Genomic DNA, 11,952 nt, shown 5'->3' on the forward strand with positions numbered 1-11,952 from the left:
CGCCGAACAACCTGCGTCCGCCAGGCCATCATGGCCTCGCCAGCAGATTGGACAAGGGGGCCAGGAAGCCAGAAGGCGAAACGCGAGTCAAGCCTTGGGGCGGCCGCCTGATCACGTCATCCGGCCATCTGGCCATCTGGCCATCTGGCCATCTGCTATCTGACCATCTGGCCATGGCTTCACGAGTGACGACGAAGGAGAGCTCGAAGGCCTTCACGTTCTCGTCGTAGTGGGGGTACGCCGCCTCGTGGAAGCTCCGGAGGTTGTACCAGGGGATGCCCGGGAACTTGTGGTGCTCGTTGTGGTAGGTGACGTTGTTCCAGAGGAAGTTGGTCATGTGCGCCCCGGTGCCGCAGGTGCGCGAGCTGTAGGCGTCCTCGCCGGGGAGCATCTCGTCGTGCTCGATCATCGACGTCAGGCTCGCCAGGAAGGCCCCGAAGACGAACGGCAGGACGTAGTAGAAGAAGAATGGCTCCGAGAACCTTGACTTTGCGGAACGCGTTTGCTTGTCGTATCTGCCCCATGAGGGCCCGCGCAACGCTGCCTCGGGCGAACACGACTTGGGACGAGAAGCTACAGCCCGATGTCGTGGTGAGTTCGCTCGTCCCGGCGCACCGTGATCACGTGAAGGAACCCGCCGCCTCGTCGCGCATTGTCCCACCGAGCAGATCTCGTCCGTGCATTTCCGGCCGCACCCGCGGCTCGGCGGCGCCGAGCCGGGCGAGGAGGGAGCGCGCGCAAGGCAGGATCACAGCGGACATCGCCTCGCGCCGCACTGCCTGTGATTCACGCGGGGACAGCCGGCCATGGTGTCGCACGACCGGATCGGACGGCGCGTCAGCGCCGGCCCCGCCGGCGAGCACGCGCGCGGCCTCCTCCTCGAAGGCGCGCGCGACGGCGGCGTGCACCGACTCGCCCCCTTCGGCGATGGCCCACGCCACGAACTGCCACGACAGCCCGGCGTGCACGGCTTCATCCGCCGCGATCTCGGCGAGGACCGCCCGGACCGCCGGATCGCCCGCGCCCTCTTCCGCCGCGCGCGCGATGAGCGATGCCATCGTCTCGCCGACGCAGCCCTCGCGCACGGCCGCCACGGCAATGGCCGCCAGATCGGTGCGACCGAGCCCGCCCTCCACGGGCAGCGCCGACGGCCCGACCGCGGTGCCCGAATACGCCTCTGCGAGCGCGAAGCACAGCTCCGCATGGCGGATCTCGTCGGCCATCGCCTTCTGCGCGCCGCGCACGAGCCGCGCAGGGGCGCCCACGGCCAGGAGCTCCAGGGCGAAGCGCGCGAACGAAGCGATCGACGCGTGCTCGAACGACGCGTCCGCGAGCCACGCCGCTGCCAGGACGCGGCGCGTCTCGGGAGCGAGATCGCGCGTGCACGGCGAGAGCTCTGCGCGCCAGTCGTCCCGCGCACACACGCCCGCGACACGGGCCACCCCCTCGACCGTGAAGGGCCGCACGCACTCTGACATATCGAACAGGTCGTAGTCGATCACCCTCGCCACGTAGCAGCACTCGCTCGCATCGGGATCATGGCCGCAGGGCACATCCCACAGCTCCGCGAAATGATCGGGCCGCACCCGCGGCTCATCACCGAAAACGCTCGAGCCACATCCCCATAGCACGCGCTGCCTGATCGTCATGAGCACGGCCGCATCGTCTGCCGGCGCGCACGCCGCGGGACCGCCGCCGATGCACACGTACTCGAGGTGGTTGCCCACATACTGCTCTCCCCATCGCGCCGACGCTGCATCGGTGATATCGGCGGGTGAGCATTGCGCGAGGAACGCGCTGCCGTCACCGTCCTCGCCGCCTCCGGCACCGCCGCTGCCTCCGGCACCGCCGCTGCCTCCGGTACCGCCGCCGCCTCCGGTACCGCCGCCGCCGCGTTCGATGAAGCCGTCGCACCCCGCGCTCAGGACACCGAGCCCGAGGAAGCCCAGGAGGTAATTCGCGAGGATTCTTGATGCGCGAGAAGAGTTGTGTACCATGGCTGCCTGTCCTTTTGCGACCGCTGCGACCGCTGCGACCGCTGCGACCGCTGCGACCGCTGCACCCGCTGTGCCAGTTTGAGCCAGACTGTGCGGCCAAAGAGTGGTTTGCCGCGCGCTGCGTGACCGCCAAGGCAACAGGCGTACCAGCTTCGAGTACGGAGGATGCCTGGCTCCCGAACACGCGCGTAAGCCGCGGGCGCGGCGCCTGCGCGAGCTTGGCTCGGGAGGGCGAACAAGGGGGCTGAGGACTTACGCGCTGATCGTGGGGGCGGTCATGGCGACAGCGGCCTGCCAGAACTGCCTGCTCGAGAGCGACCAGGTGATCCAGGAGCAGGACGCCGGCGGTGTCTTGATCAGCGTCCCGAACAAGGGTGTCGCGCCCGACGACTTGCCGCTCCAAGCCATCGCGGTCCGCAACCTGAAGCCGGGGCGGCGGCGCGCGAGGCCAGGTCGTCGAGGGGCCAGACGGCCTCCGCGTGCTCTTCGCGTCCGACGACACGGCCGGCGCGTCGAGCCCGGCGCCGAAGGCGCGGCTGTCCGAGGTGGCCTTCTCTTCCTCCTTGCACGCGAAAGCCGCCACAAGTTATTTCTTGGCGCGATAGCAGTCCCGGCTCGAACAGCTCGAGGAGGTCATCATGCCATGGTATGTCTATCCCGCGCACTTCTTCGGTGGGGCGTTCTTCGCCAATGCGCTCCCTCACCTGATCGCGGGCGTGTCCGGCCTACCGTTGCAGAGCCCCTTCGCATCACCGCCCTTCAAGGGGCTGTCGTCGCCGACGGTGAACGTTGCCTGGGCGCTGGTCAACCTCGCCTTCGCCTACCTCTTGCTCGTGCGAGTCGCTGCATTCGACCTCAGGAACTGGTCTGATGTTGGTGTCTGTTTCGTCGGGTTCGGCACCATGGCCCTCCTGTGCTCTCGTTCTCTGGGTCGCCTTCGCAAGATGACCGTCCCCTGAGCTGCCCCGTCGCGAGCGACGAAAGCGCGCGCCGCGAGCGCCATCAGCCTATCGCCCGAGCTACGCTCGGGCGGCATGTTCGACATGGCGGAGGGGAATCTCTCGTGGGACGAATCGCGAGCACTCCCAATCCGGCTGTCCAGCAAGAACGATGCAACCGCCGAGGAGCGCTTCGCCGCGCTCTACGAGTGCGATCGCTTCGGGAAGCGGCCGCCCGTACAGGAACCGGATGCATTCACGTCGAACCGCCTCGTGCGGGGCGGCGTGTGAGGAGCCGTGAGCATGTCAGAGCTTCGCCGACCTGGCGCCAGGATGACATCGAAAATCGCTTTCGAAGCAGTGGAAGACATCCACGTGAGGAAGCGGACCTGCTGGTGCCGGCGCTCGAAGGTCTCAGCTCCGGGTCCGAGGTCGGCGTCGTGCTGGGCCACCGCTGCTCGCTTGGTTCGTCAGGATCGCGCTCGTGACGATCTCGAAGAGATGATCGGCGCGTCCACCAATCGACGGTTGGTCGCCGAGCCACGCCAGCGCCGCGATCAGCGCGAACAGCTCCGTGCCGTCGATGTCGCTTCGCGCCTTGCCTTCAGCTTGCGCGCGGGTGAGGAGTCGCGTGCCTGCCGCGCGCACGGCGACGCACGAAGCGTGGAGCGCGGACTTCGGGTCATCGAGGGCGGCGACCATCAACGCCGTGATGCCGTGATAATTACGCGTGAACGCGACCGCATCGCGTAGCCACGTCACGAGCGCATCGTCCGGTGCGCTCGAAGCTTCGAGCTCGGACGCCTGCGCCGTCATGTCGTCGAGGCTCGTGCGAAGCAGCGCCTCGAGCAACGCCTCTCGCGTCGGGAAGTGACGGTACAGCGTGCCGAGGCCAACGTCGGCTCTGCGGGCGACGTCGCGCAGCGACGCTTCGGCCCCCTGCTCTTTGACGACGGCGCGCGCGACAGCGAGCAGGTGGTCGTAGTTCTTCTTGGCGTCAGCACGCATGGGACTCTCTTGACAAGAGGAGCACCGCTCCGTATATGTGGAGCACTGCTCCGTATACAGGGAGCGCTGCTCCGGAAAGTATAGCCCATCCACGCGTCGTTCTCGACGAAAGGAACACCATGTCCAGCAAGCTCGATCTCTCGAAGGAGCTCATCGGTCGCCGTGCCCTCGTCACCGGAGGCTCGCGCGGCATCGGCGCTGCGATCGCGCAACGTCTTCTCGACGCCGGCGCCAAGGTCGTCGTCTCCGCGCGATCGCGCAACGAGGAGACGCCCGCGGCGGCGACGTTCGTTGCCGGCGACGTCCGCACCAGCGAAGGCGTGAAGGCGATCGCGTCGGGGGCGCTCACGGCCCTCGGTGGGCTCGACATCCTCGTGAACAACGCGGGTGGGTCGAACGGGTTCCCGGAAGGCGCCGCCTCGATCCCGGAAGGGGAGTGGCAGGACGTCTTCGCGTTGAACCTCTTCTCCTCGGTCCGCCTCACCAACGCGGTGCTGCCGGCGCTCCGCGAATCGAAGGCGGCCGCGGTCGTGAACATCTCCTCGACGGCCGCGACGATGGGGGCCGGGGCAGGCCCCTTCGCCCACTACAGCGCGGCGAAAGCGGCGCTCGACGCCTACTCGCGCGTCCTCGCCGTCGACCTCGCGCCGAGCAATATCCGCGTGAACGTCGTGACCCCCGGGCCGGTGACGACCGTGGGCTCGGACGCGTTACGGAAGACGTTCGGCGACGCGATGGGCGTCCCCGCCGAGGCCTGGCTCCAGTCGGTGCCGCTCGGCCGCTGGGGTGCCACCGACGACATCGCGGAGGTCGTCGCGCTGCTCGTATCGGATCGCGGGAAGTGGCTGACCGGCGTGAATTACCGCGTCGACGGCGGAATGACGGCGCGCTGACCATCGAATGTCAGCCCGAGACGAGCGTGGGCATGGCCCTTTGACCTCCGCAGCTCCGTTTGCTTTTCCTCACCTCTTCAGGGCGATGGGTGCGGCGAGATGAAGCGAGCCCTCGAACCCTTCGGGCCCGTCCTCCCTCGTCCAGGTGTCGGACCCCGGATCGTAGAGGTCGGCCGTGTTGACGAACAGCCCCGGGTTCCGGACGTTGGTGCCCACGAAGAGCCCCCTGCCGTCGAGGAGACGGGTGGCGGTGAACGATGTGCGGCTGCTGTCCGCAGCCGCTGCTGCTGTCCAGGTGCTGCGACGTGGCTTGGGCTCCCGAGCGCGCCAGAATACGCGCGCCGGACGGCGCGTTGAGCCGGGCGTGCTCCCGAAGCCTCGCCCGGCGTACTGCGACCAAGTCGCTTGACTTTCGGAACGCGTTGAAGTTCCTACCGTCTTCGACGGCGGCAAGGGAGCAAGAGCCTGAAATCCAGCGTTCCTCTCCCTGCGTTCCGAGGTTACCCCCAGGTCAGCGGAGGAGATCGATGGAGTTCAGATTGCTCGGCGGGTCAGGGTTCAAGGTTCCGGTGCTGAGCCTCGGGACGGGGACGTTCGGCGGAGGCAACGAGTTCTGGGACAGCTGCGGCGCGAACGGCGTGGCCGAGGCGACCCGGCTGGTCGACATCTCGCTCGAGGCCGGGGTGAACATGTTCGACAGCGCGGACGTCTACTCCGATGGGCTCGCGGAGGAGATCCTCGGCCAGGCGATCAAGGGCCGGCGGGATCAGGTCATCCTCTCCACGAAGGCGACCTTCCGGAGCGGCCCCGGGCCGAACGACGTCGGCTCGTCGCGGTATCACCTGGTGAGGTCGGTCGAGGCGAGCCTGCGACGGCTGCAGACGGACCATATCGATCTCTTCCAGCTTCACGGCTTCGACGCGCTCACGCCGCTCGAGGAGACGCTCGGCGCGCTCGACGATCTCGTTCGAGCCGGGAAGATACGCTACCTCGGCTGCTCGAACTTCTCGGGCTGGCACCTGATGAAGTCGCTGGCGGTCTCGGAGAAGTATGGTCTTTCTCGGTACGTGGCGCACCAGGCCTACTACTCGCTGGTGGGGCGCGACTACGAGTGGGAGCTGATGCCGCTGGCGCTCGACCAGAAGGTCGGCGCGGTGGTCTGGAGCCCGCTGGGCTGGGGGCGCCTGACCGGGAAGATCCGGCGCGGGCAGCCGCTGCCGGAGGTCAGCCGGCTCCGGAACAAGCAGGTCGTCGAGGGGGGGCCGCAGATGGACGACGAGCACCTCTATCGCGTGGTCGACGCGCTCGATGAGGTGGCGAGGGAGACGGGCAAGACCGTCCCGCAGATCGCGATCAACTGGCTGCTGCAGCGGCCGAGCGTCGCGACCGTGATCGTCGGTGCCCGCAACGAGGAGCAGCTCCGGCAGAACCTTGGGGCTGTCGGGTGGAGCTTGACGCCGGAGCAGGTGGCAAAGCTGGATGCCGCCAGCAAGACGAGGCTGGCGTACCCCTATTTCCACCAGGCCGGGTTCCACGAGCGGAACCCGTTCCCCGTCGCGGTTTGAACGGCTGACCTCACTGCCCCCGGCCGCGCCGAGCGGTCCGCGCACCAGCCTCGGCACAGGGGCAGAGGCCGACGCGCTGGGACATCCTCGGCGGCGCCGTGACCGTGGCCGGCATGGCGATCATCGTTCTCGGCGCAAGAAGTCTCTTGATGATGGTCTGGTTCGCGCTCATCGCCTGGCAGAACGGCAGCCAGCGGCGCGCGTGACGCAGCCGCGCGTCAGAGCCCGGGGGAGATCCTCCTCCGGGTAAAAGCGGTTCCACGCGACCTTGTCGTCGGGCATCGAGGCTCCTGGGAGCGTACACGGCGCGCAGGAGCCCTGACCGGATCCACGTTCAGAGATTGCCGCAGGTATAGGGATCGGGCGAGGTCGTATCGAGGCACGCGCTCCACCAGAGGGGCGCTGTGTCGTCGGTGGTCGTCCAGAGGTTCCTGACCTTGAAGCTCCAGCGCGAGCTCGCGCCCACGGTCGTGAATGCCTTCGTGAAGATGGAGGAGATGAACCAGCTCGAGCGATCGCCCGGCTGCAGTGCGCTCCATCCGGCGGGGAGCGTCGGGCCGAAGACAGCCCCGCCAGCGCCCGAGGTGTCCGGGAAATACCGCGACCCGCCCCCCCTCGCGACGGGGACCCAGGTACATCCGAAGCCGCTGCATTCCTTCTTCTGGATGAAATAGCCGACCCACTGGCAGGTGCCCGCCTGGGGGGCATCGCAGGCGGATCGCTTGACCGAGACGTTGATCTGGTAGGTCGATTGGTCCTGGAACAGCGGAGCGGGCATCACGCCGGTCTTCTTCTGGCACCAGGTCTTGTTGCTGTCGCCCGCGCTCGACCGCCAGGGCCTCAGGTAATGCTCGATCCCTACGGCATTCGGGAGGGCTCCGTTGTAGTCCTCCAAGGCGCCGCCGTCGTAATGGAACGGCCGACCCTCGGACGACCTTCCATTGGAGCAAGGCACGTAGCCCAGCATGATGCCGCTGCCCATCGCATAGGGCACCTTGGCATTGTTGAAGTCGGGACTGGGATCGACGGTGAAGGCGGGATATCCATTGTACATGGCGCCCCCGACCGCGTAAGGGAGGAACGCCCGCGGGGCGACCGCGATGTGGGCGGCGGTGTTCTTCGAGAAAAAGTCCATCGTATCGAGCTCGAAGCTCATCGAGTGGTAGACCCGCTGTCCCTGAGGGTCGAGGTAGGAGTTGTCCCCCCGGACCACGGCGCCGTTCATGATCTGGTCGAGCGCATTGCCGATCACGTTCCCGCTGGCGAGAGCGGTGGCGTCCCCGTAGTTGCAATACGGACCGGCGCAGACCGTGAGGTAGTGGAGGATCGGCGCCGTTTGCGCGCCCCATACCGGGCCCGAGGCCGAAGAGCCCTCGAACGTGTAGCTGTTCCATCCCGGAAACGTGTCGACCCCGGCCAGCGCGGTCGCGGGCGAGAGCGCGAAAAGGCTGCTGGCGACGGTGAGCGCGACCCGGGCAAGCAAGGAACGAGGCGAGAAACCGTGAGACATAATACCTCCTGGCCTCACGTCTACAGCGAACGCCACGCAACGTCCAGGCATCCTGGTCTCCAGAGCGCGGGGAGGATCCGGGACGCGGACCATCGCCGCGCCTTTTCGTCGGGGCCGCGCCGAATTTGCGCGCCGTGGTCCGCGGGGGGGAGCACGCGCGGAGCGCGCGGGGGAAGGCCACGTTCTCCCCTTCCCGCTGCAAGCGTATACCAGACATGGGGGCTTGCTGGAAGCCCCGGGTCATGCCGCACAGTGCCTGACCATGACAAAGCACGCAGTGGTCATCGCAGGTGGGGGTCCGACGGGGATGATGTTGGCGGGGGAGCTCGCGCTGGCGCGGGTGGACGTCGCCATCGTCGAGCGGCGCGAGAGCCAGGAGCTCGCGGGGTCGCGCGCTGGAGGGCTGCACGCACGCACGATCGAGGTGCTCGATCAGCGCGGGATCGCGGATCGCTTCCTCGCGGAAGGGAAGATCGCTCAGATCGCGTCGTTCGCGACGACGCCCCTCGATCTCAGCGACTTTCCGACGCGCCACAACTACGGGCTGGCGCTGTGGCAGAAGCAGTTCGAGCGCATCCTCGCCGCGTGGGTCGAGGAGCTCGGGGTGCCGAGCTACCGCGGGTGTGAGGTGACGGGGTTCGCCCAGGAGGACGCCGGGGTCGACGTCGCGCTCTCCGATGGGCGGTCGTTGCGGGCGGCGTACCTCGTCGGATGTGACGGCGGGCGCAGCCTGATCCGCAAGAAGGCCGGGATCGGCTTCCCGGGGTGGGAGCCGTCGGTCAGCTACCTGGTGGCCGAGGGCGAGATGGTCGAGCCGGCGCTGGGCCTCCGCCAGGGAGACAAGGGGGTCTATGGCATCGGGCCGCTCGAGGACGGCAAGCGGGTGCGGGCGGTGCTGAGCGAGAGGGAGATCCGGCAAGACGGGGAGCCGACCCTGGACGACCTGCGCGAGGCGCTCGTCGCCTCCTACGGGACCGACTTCGGGGTACACAGCGTCACGTGGCTCTCGCGGTTCAGCGATGCGACCCGGCAGGCGGCGTCGTACCGGGAGCGGCGGGTGCTGCTGGCCGGCGATGCGGCGCACGTACACTCCCCGGCGAACGGGCAGGGGCTCAACCTCGGGGTGCAGGACGCGGTGAACCTGGGGTGGAAGCTGGCGCAGGTGGTCCACGGGACGTCGCCGGAGAGCCTGCTCGATACCTACCAGGCCGAGCGGCACCCGGTCGGGGCGCGGGTGCTCAAGCACACCATGGCGGCGACGGCGGCCCATCGGGGCGACGAGCGGACGAAGGCCTTGCGCGAGACCATGGCCGAGCTGTTGACGCTGGAGGAGGCGCGCAAGCGGTACGCCGGGCTGATCTCGGGTCTGGCCATCCGCTACGACCTCGGCGCGGGGCACCCGCTGCTCGGGCGCCGCATGCCCGATCTCGACGTGGAGACCGAGGGCGGGCCACGGCGGGTGTTCACGCTGCTGCACGAGGCCCGGCCGGTGCTGCTCGACCTCGGTGAGCCCGGGGCCCTCGACCTCGGTCCCTGGGCGGCCCGGGTGAAGCGGGTCGACGCGCGGTACGCGGGGGAGTGGGCGCTCCCGGTGCTCGGCGCGGTCGAGGCGCCCAGGGCCGTGTTGATCCGGCCCGATGGATACGTCGCGTGGGTGGGAGACGGCACGGACCAGGGCCTTCGTGAGGCCCTGACCACGTGGTTCGGGCCGCCCGCGGGGGCGTAGTCGCTCGGCCGGCGCCGATCGTCAGCCGCGGACCTTGAGGACGGTCTTCAAGCCCGCCGGAAGCACCGACCCGCGATGGTGAACCTTCACGGTGAAGGTGGCGCGATCCACCTCGTCCTCCGGCATGCTCCTCAGGGAGAAGTGGGCGATGACCTCGAGGTGAGCGCGGCAGTTCGCGCAGCTGCTCACGCTATAACGGCTGAACACGGAGTGGTAGCCCAGGTAGTATTGCCTGGTCTTGCCCCCGTCGTCCGTGACGGTCGCGTGCGCCGTCAGCAGGAACGACCCCTGGAACAGGGCGCGATCGACGCCCCTGACCATGAGCTTCCTGGTGCTGAACCCGGGCTTCACCGCTGCGGCGCGGAGCTGGTCATCGATGGACAGGTCGTCGAACGAGCCTGGCCCATACGTGTAGCCGAGCTGGTTCTCGATGTCCACGCAGTCCGTGCTGACGTAAGGCCTGCTCGTGAGCGGGTTCCTGAACGGTTTGAGCGCGGTTCCACCGAGGGTGAGCCGGGTGCCGGGCGCGACGCCGGGGATCGGCCCTTGCGAGTCGCTCGAGCTGGTGCCCGGGTAGTCCGTCATGTCGTCGGCGACCTCGAGCGTCCTGGTCTGGCCGTGCAGCTTCTGCCAGAGCCAGAACATGCGGTCGATGTTGCAGTGGTGAAAAAAGAAGATCGGATCGAAGGAGGACGTGTTGTTCTCGCCCATGTCCCCGTTCGAGCCGCTGACCAGCCCCATGTTACCAGCGACAATCTGCGGCGCGTCGAACCCGCCGACGGCCATGTGGAGGTCGTTGTGGGGGGCCTCCAGCGGCACCACGTTGGCCTGACTGGAGGGGATCGCCCCGTTCCAGGCGGCGGCCGAGGTCGTGTTGGAGAAGACCGTGTAGTTCGGAGCGAACAGACACGCCCTGTACGATGCGTAGATGTTGGCGCCCTCGGGAGGAGGTGGATCCTCGGGCTCGGGGCCGTTGAGCCAGGCCACGATGTTGTTGTTGAGCAGCGCGTCGTTCGTCTTCGGGTCGGGATACTTCTGGTTGTGGGCGTACGTCAGCTCGGAGTCCCCGAAGTTGCCCACCAGCCCCGAGAGCGGGTACCGCACCGTCGTGTAGCCGGCCCGCTTGTAGTACGGGCGCGCCTCGTCGGCGCTCGCGTTCTGGTCCTGCCAGTAGCTGTCGGAGACCGAGATGGGCAGGGTGAACGACCTCAGCGGGTTCGGGATACCCATGAGGCCGTAGCTCGGGAGGTCGACCGTCGCCTGAGTAAAGATAGCCGGGACGCCGTGATGGAGAGAGTAGTCGTCCGTCTCGTCCCAGAAAGGCAGCATCACGCCCGGCACGATGCTTTGCAGCGCTTTTTCCACGCAGTGAAGGTATGCCCTGTGCCAGGTCGGGAACAGGATGTTGCCGTGGTTGCAGTACCCTCCCCAGTAGGCGTAGGTATCCTCCGGCGGCAGCCGATCGACCGCGCGTCGCAGCAAGAAAGGCTCGCCGTGGAGGCCCCCCAAGGCGAAGAACGAGCGCCATTCATGCGGATCGAGCTGCTGGATGCCCCTCCAGGCAAACAGCACGTCTTCAAGGGGTCTCGTGTTGCCTCTCTCGTACTCCTGCTGGAGGAAATAGATGGACTGCCGTATTCCTGTGGTCATGTAAGGACCTTTCGTTCTCTTCTTTCAGGGTGAGCTTGACGTGTGCGGTCGCAGGGCGGCGCGGGGCTCTCCGCGCGCTCGGTGCTCCACGGCGACGAGGGCAGCGACGGACCCTGCGCTCCCTTCGCCGTACGGTCCCGGGAGGGTGACGGCCCCGTCCTCCGGGAGGCGCGGCGTACGCTCCAGAGCGAGGCGCCGAGCAGGAGCAGCGCGCCCCCCCCGAGTAGCGTGGAGGAGACGAGAGGCGGCGCGTCGAGCACGAACTTGCCCACGAGCAGGGCCGACGCGCCCGCGAGGCCGGCGAGCACGGGGCGGTAGTCCTGGCTGGCCAGCGCGCGCAGCAGGAGCGCGCCGAGCGCGAAGGCGAGCAGCCCGGCGCCGAGCGGCAGCCCCCATGCATCGCGCAGGGAGGCGCTGGCGCCGAGCGAGCCCAGGATCCCGAGGTAGGCCGCCACGCACAAGGGGCACTTCGGGAGCACCAGGAGCGCGATGGCGGGCAAGAGCGGGAGGTGCCGGCCGGCGCGCCTGGCCAGCGTGGCGACACCGGACGAGCGCGGCGGAGGCTCCGCGCACCCGCAGGCGCACCCCGAGGACGAGCGAGCCTTGATGATCCGCCGATTCATGATCGCCATGGTGGGTCTCCGGGCAGCGCTTCGCGGTGTGCC

The 11,952-nt window shown here is 68.2% G+C and carries 13 protein-coding genes and 1 pseudogene; 5 read left to right on the forward strand and 9 right to left on the reverse strand.

Going from position 1 to position 11,952, the window contains the following annotated elements; all coding sequences use genetic code 11:
• Nucleotides 1–28 precede the first annotated feature (28 nt).
• The 3 genes from WME85_RS40095 to WME85_RS40105 form a co-directional block, all read right to left on the reverse strand.
• Nucleotides 29–661, reverse strand: a complete 633-nt coding sequence (locus WME85_RS40095; RefSeq protein ID WP_437828868.1) for a fatty acid desaturase — start codon at nt 659–661, stop codon at nt 29–31.
• Complete coding sequence (locus tag WME85_RS40100) at nt 621–1,997, reverse strand: ferritin-like domain-containing protein (protein WP_437828870.1); 1,377 nt, start codon at nt 1,995–1,997, stop codon at nt 621–623. Before WME85_RS40100 ends, WME85_RS40095 begins: the two co-directional genes overlap by 41 nt.
• A 252-nt stretch (nt 1,998–2,249) precedes the next feature.
• On the reverse strand, nt 2,250–2,405 hold the full coding sequence (locus WME85_RS40105) for a hypothetical protein (protein ID WP_437828873.1): 156 nt from the start codon (nt 2,403–2,405) through the stop codon (nt 2,250–2,252).
• A gap of 230 nt (nt 2,406–2,635) precedes the next feature.
• Here WME85_RS40105 and WME85_RS40110 point away from each other — a divergent pair, with 230 nt between their 5' ends.
• Together WME85_RS40110 and WME85_RS40115 are read left to right on the forward strand one after the other, a co-directional pair.
• Nucleotides 2,636–2,956: a hypothetical protein gene (locus WME85_RS40110; RefSeq protein WP_437828875.1), complete on the forward strand. Its 321-nt coding sequence runs from the start codon at nt 2,636–2,638 to the stop codon at nt 2,954–2,956.
• Between the two features lie 75 nt (nt 2,957–3,031).
• Entirely contained in the window at nt 3,032–3,226 is a 195-nt protein-coding gene (locus WME85_RS40115; RefSeq protein WP_437828877.1) for a hypothetical protein, read from the forward strand.
• A gap of 123 nt (nt 3,227–3,349) precedes the next feature.
• On the opposite strand, the gene WME85_RS40120 is transcribed toward WME85_RS40115, so the two are convergent.
• Both WME85_RS40120 and WME85_RS40125 read right to left on the reverse strand, forming a co-directional pair.
• Nucleotides 3,350–3,787 (reverse strand): TetR family transcriptional regulator, encoded by a 438-nt coding sequence (locus WME85_RS40120; protein WP_437842492.1) that lies wholly within the window; start codon nt 3,785–3,787, stop codon nt 3,350–3,352.
• A 45-nt stretch (nt 3,788–3,832) separates the two neighbouring features.
• Nucleotides 3,833–3,943 (reverse strand): annotated as a pseudogene (locus tag WME85_RS40125) (TetR family transcriptional regulator); the annotation flags it as partial.
• A 119-nt stretch (nt 3,944–4,062) separates the two neighbouring features.
• Between WME85_RS40125 and WME85_RS40130 the strand changes: the two are divergent.
• Nucleotides 4,063–4,836, forward strand: a complete 774-nt coding sequence (locus WME85_RS40130) for an oxidoreductase (protein ID WP_437828879.1) — start codon at nt 4,063–4,065, stop codon at nt 4,834–4,836.
• Between the two features lie 69 nt (nt 4,837–4,905).
• On the opposite strand, the gene WME85_RS40135 is transcribed toward WME85_RS40130, so the two are convergent.
• Entirely contained in the window at nt 4,906–5,052 is a 147-nt protein-coding gene (locus tag WME85_RS40135) for a hypothetical protein (RefSeq protein WP_437828882.1), read from the reverse strand.
• A 311-nt stretch (nt 5,053–5,363) separates the two neighbouring features.
• Between WME85_RS40135 and WME85_RS40140 the strand changes: the two genes are divergently transcribed.
• Entirely contained in the window at nt 5,364–6,401 is a 1,038-nt protein-coding gene (locus tag WME85_RS40140) for an aldo/keto reductase (protein WP_437828884.1), read from the forward strand.
• Between the two features lie 334 nt (nt 6,402–6,735).
• Here WME85_RS40140 and WME85_RS40145 read toward each other — a convergent pair whose 3' ends face one another.
• The gene (locus WME85_RS40145) at nt 6,736–7,911 is read right to left on the reverse strand and encodes a hypothetical protein (RefSeq protein WP_437828886.1); all 1,176 of its coding nucleotides are present in this window, start codon (nt 7,909–7,911) and stop codon (nt 6,736–6,738) included.
• A gap of 262 nt (nt 7,912–8,173) precedes the next feature.
• Here WME85_RS40145 and WME85_RS40150 point away from each other — a divergent pair, with 262 nt between their 5' ends.
• Nucleotides 8,174–9,637 carry an FAD-dependent monooxygenase gene (locus WME85_RS40150; RefSeq protein WP_437828887.1) on the forward strand — a complete coding sequence of 488 codons (1,464 nt, stop codon included), beginning with the start codon at nt 8,174–8,176 and terminating at the stop codon, nt 9,635–9,637.
• Between the two features lie 21 nt (nt 9,638–9,658).
• On the opposite strand, the gene WME85_RS40155 is transcribed toward WME85_RS40150, so the two are convergent.
• Together WME85_RS40155 and WME85_RS40160 are read right to left on the reverse strand one after the other, a co-directional pair.
• Nucleotides 9,659–11,287: a tyrosinase family protein gene (locus WME85_RS40155; protein ID WP_437828888.1), complete on the reverse strand. Its 1,629-nt coding sequence runs from the start codon at nt 11,285–11,287 to the stop codon at nt 9,659–9,661.
• A complete protein-coding gene (locus WME85_RS40160; RefSeq protein ID WP_437828890.1) occupies nt 11,284–11,919 on the reverse strand; it encodes a hypothetical protein in 636 nt (211 codons plus the stop codon). Before WME85_RS40160 ends, WME85_RS40155 begins: the two co-directional genes overlap by 4 nt.
• Between the last annotated feature and the right edge of the window lie 33 nt (nt 11,920–11,952).

The organism is Sorangium sp. So ce1153 (assembly GCF_051521595.1).
GTDB lineage: Bacteria > Myxococcota_A > Polyangia > Polyangiales > Polyangiaceae > Sorangium.

Bases quoted from the DNA above. Each gene is read 5' to 3' on its own strand.
- WME85_RS40105 (WP_437828873.1), bottom strand. From the start codon at position 2,405: ATGGCTTGGAGCGGCAAGTCGTCGGGCGCGACACCCTTGTTCGGGACG.
- WME85_RS40145 (WP_437828886.1), bottom strand. From the start codon at position 7,911: ATGTCTCACGGTTTCTCGCCTCGTTCCTTGCTTGCCCGGGTCGCGCTC.
- WME85_RS40140 (WP_437828884.1), top strand. From the start codon at position 5,364: ATGGAGTTCAGATTGCTCGGCGGGTCAGGGTTCAAGGTTCCGGTGCTG.
- WME85_RS40130 (WP_437828879.1), top strand. From the start codon at position 4,063: ATGTCCAGCAAGCTCGATCTCTCGAAGGAGCTCATCGGTCGCCGTGCC.
- WME85_RS40155 (WP_437828888.1), bottom strand. From the start codon at position 11,287: ATGACCACAGGAATACGGCAGTCCATCTATTTCCTCCAGCAGGAGTAC.
- WME85_RS40110 (WP_437828875.1), top strand. From the start codon at position 2,636: ATGCCATGGTATGTCTATCCCGCGCACTTCTTCGGTGGGGCGTTCTTC.
- WME85_RS40150 (WP_437828887.1), top strand. From the start codon at position 8,174: ATGACAAAGCACGCAGTGGTCATCGCAGGTGGGGGTCCGACGGGGATG.
- WME85_RS40160 (WP_437828890.1), bottom strand. From the start codon at position 11,919: ATGGCGATCATGAATCGGCGGATCATCAAGGCTCGCTCGTCCTCGGGG.
- WME85_RS40115 (WP_437828877.1), top strand. From the start codon at position 3,032: ATGTTCGACATGGCGGAGGGGAATCTCTCGTGGGACGAATCGCGAGCA.
- WME85_RS40100 (WP_437828870.1), bottom strand. From the start codon at position 1,997: ATGGTACACAACTCTTCTCGCGCATCAAGAATCCTCGCGAATTACCTC.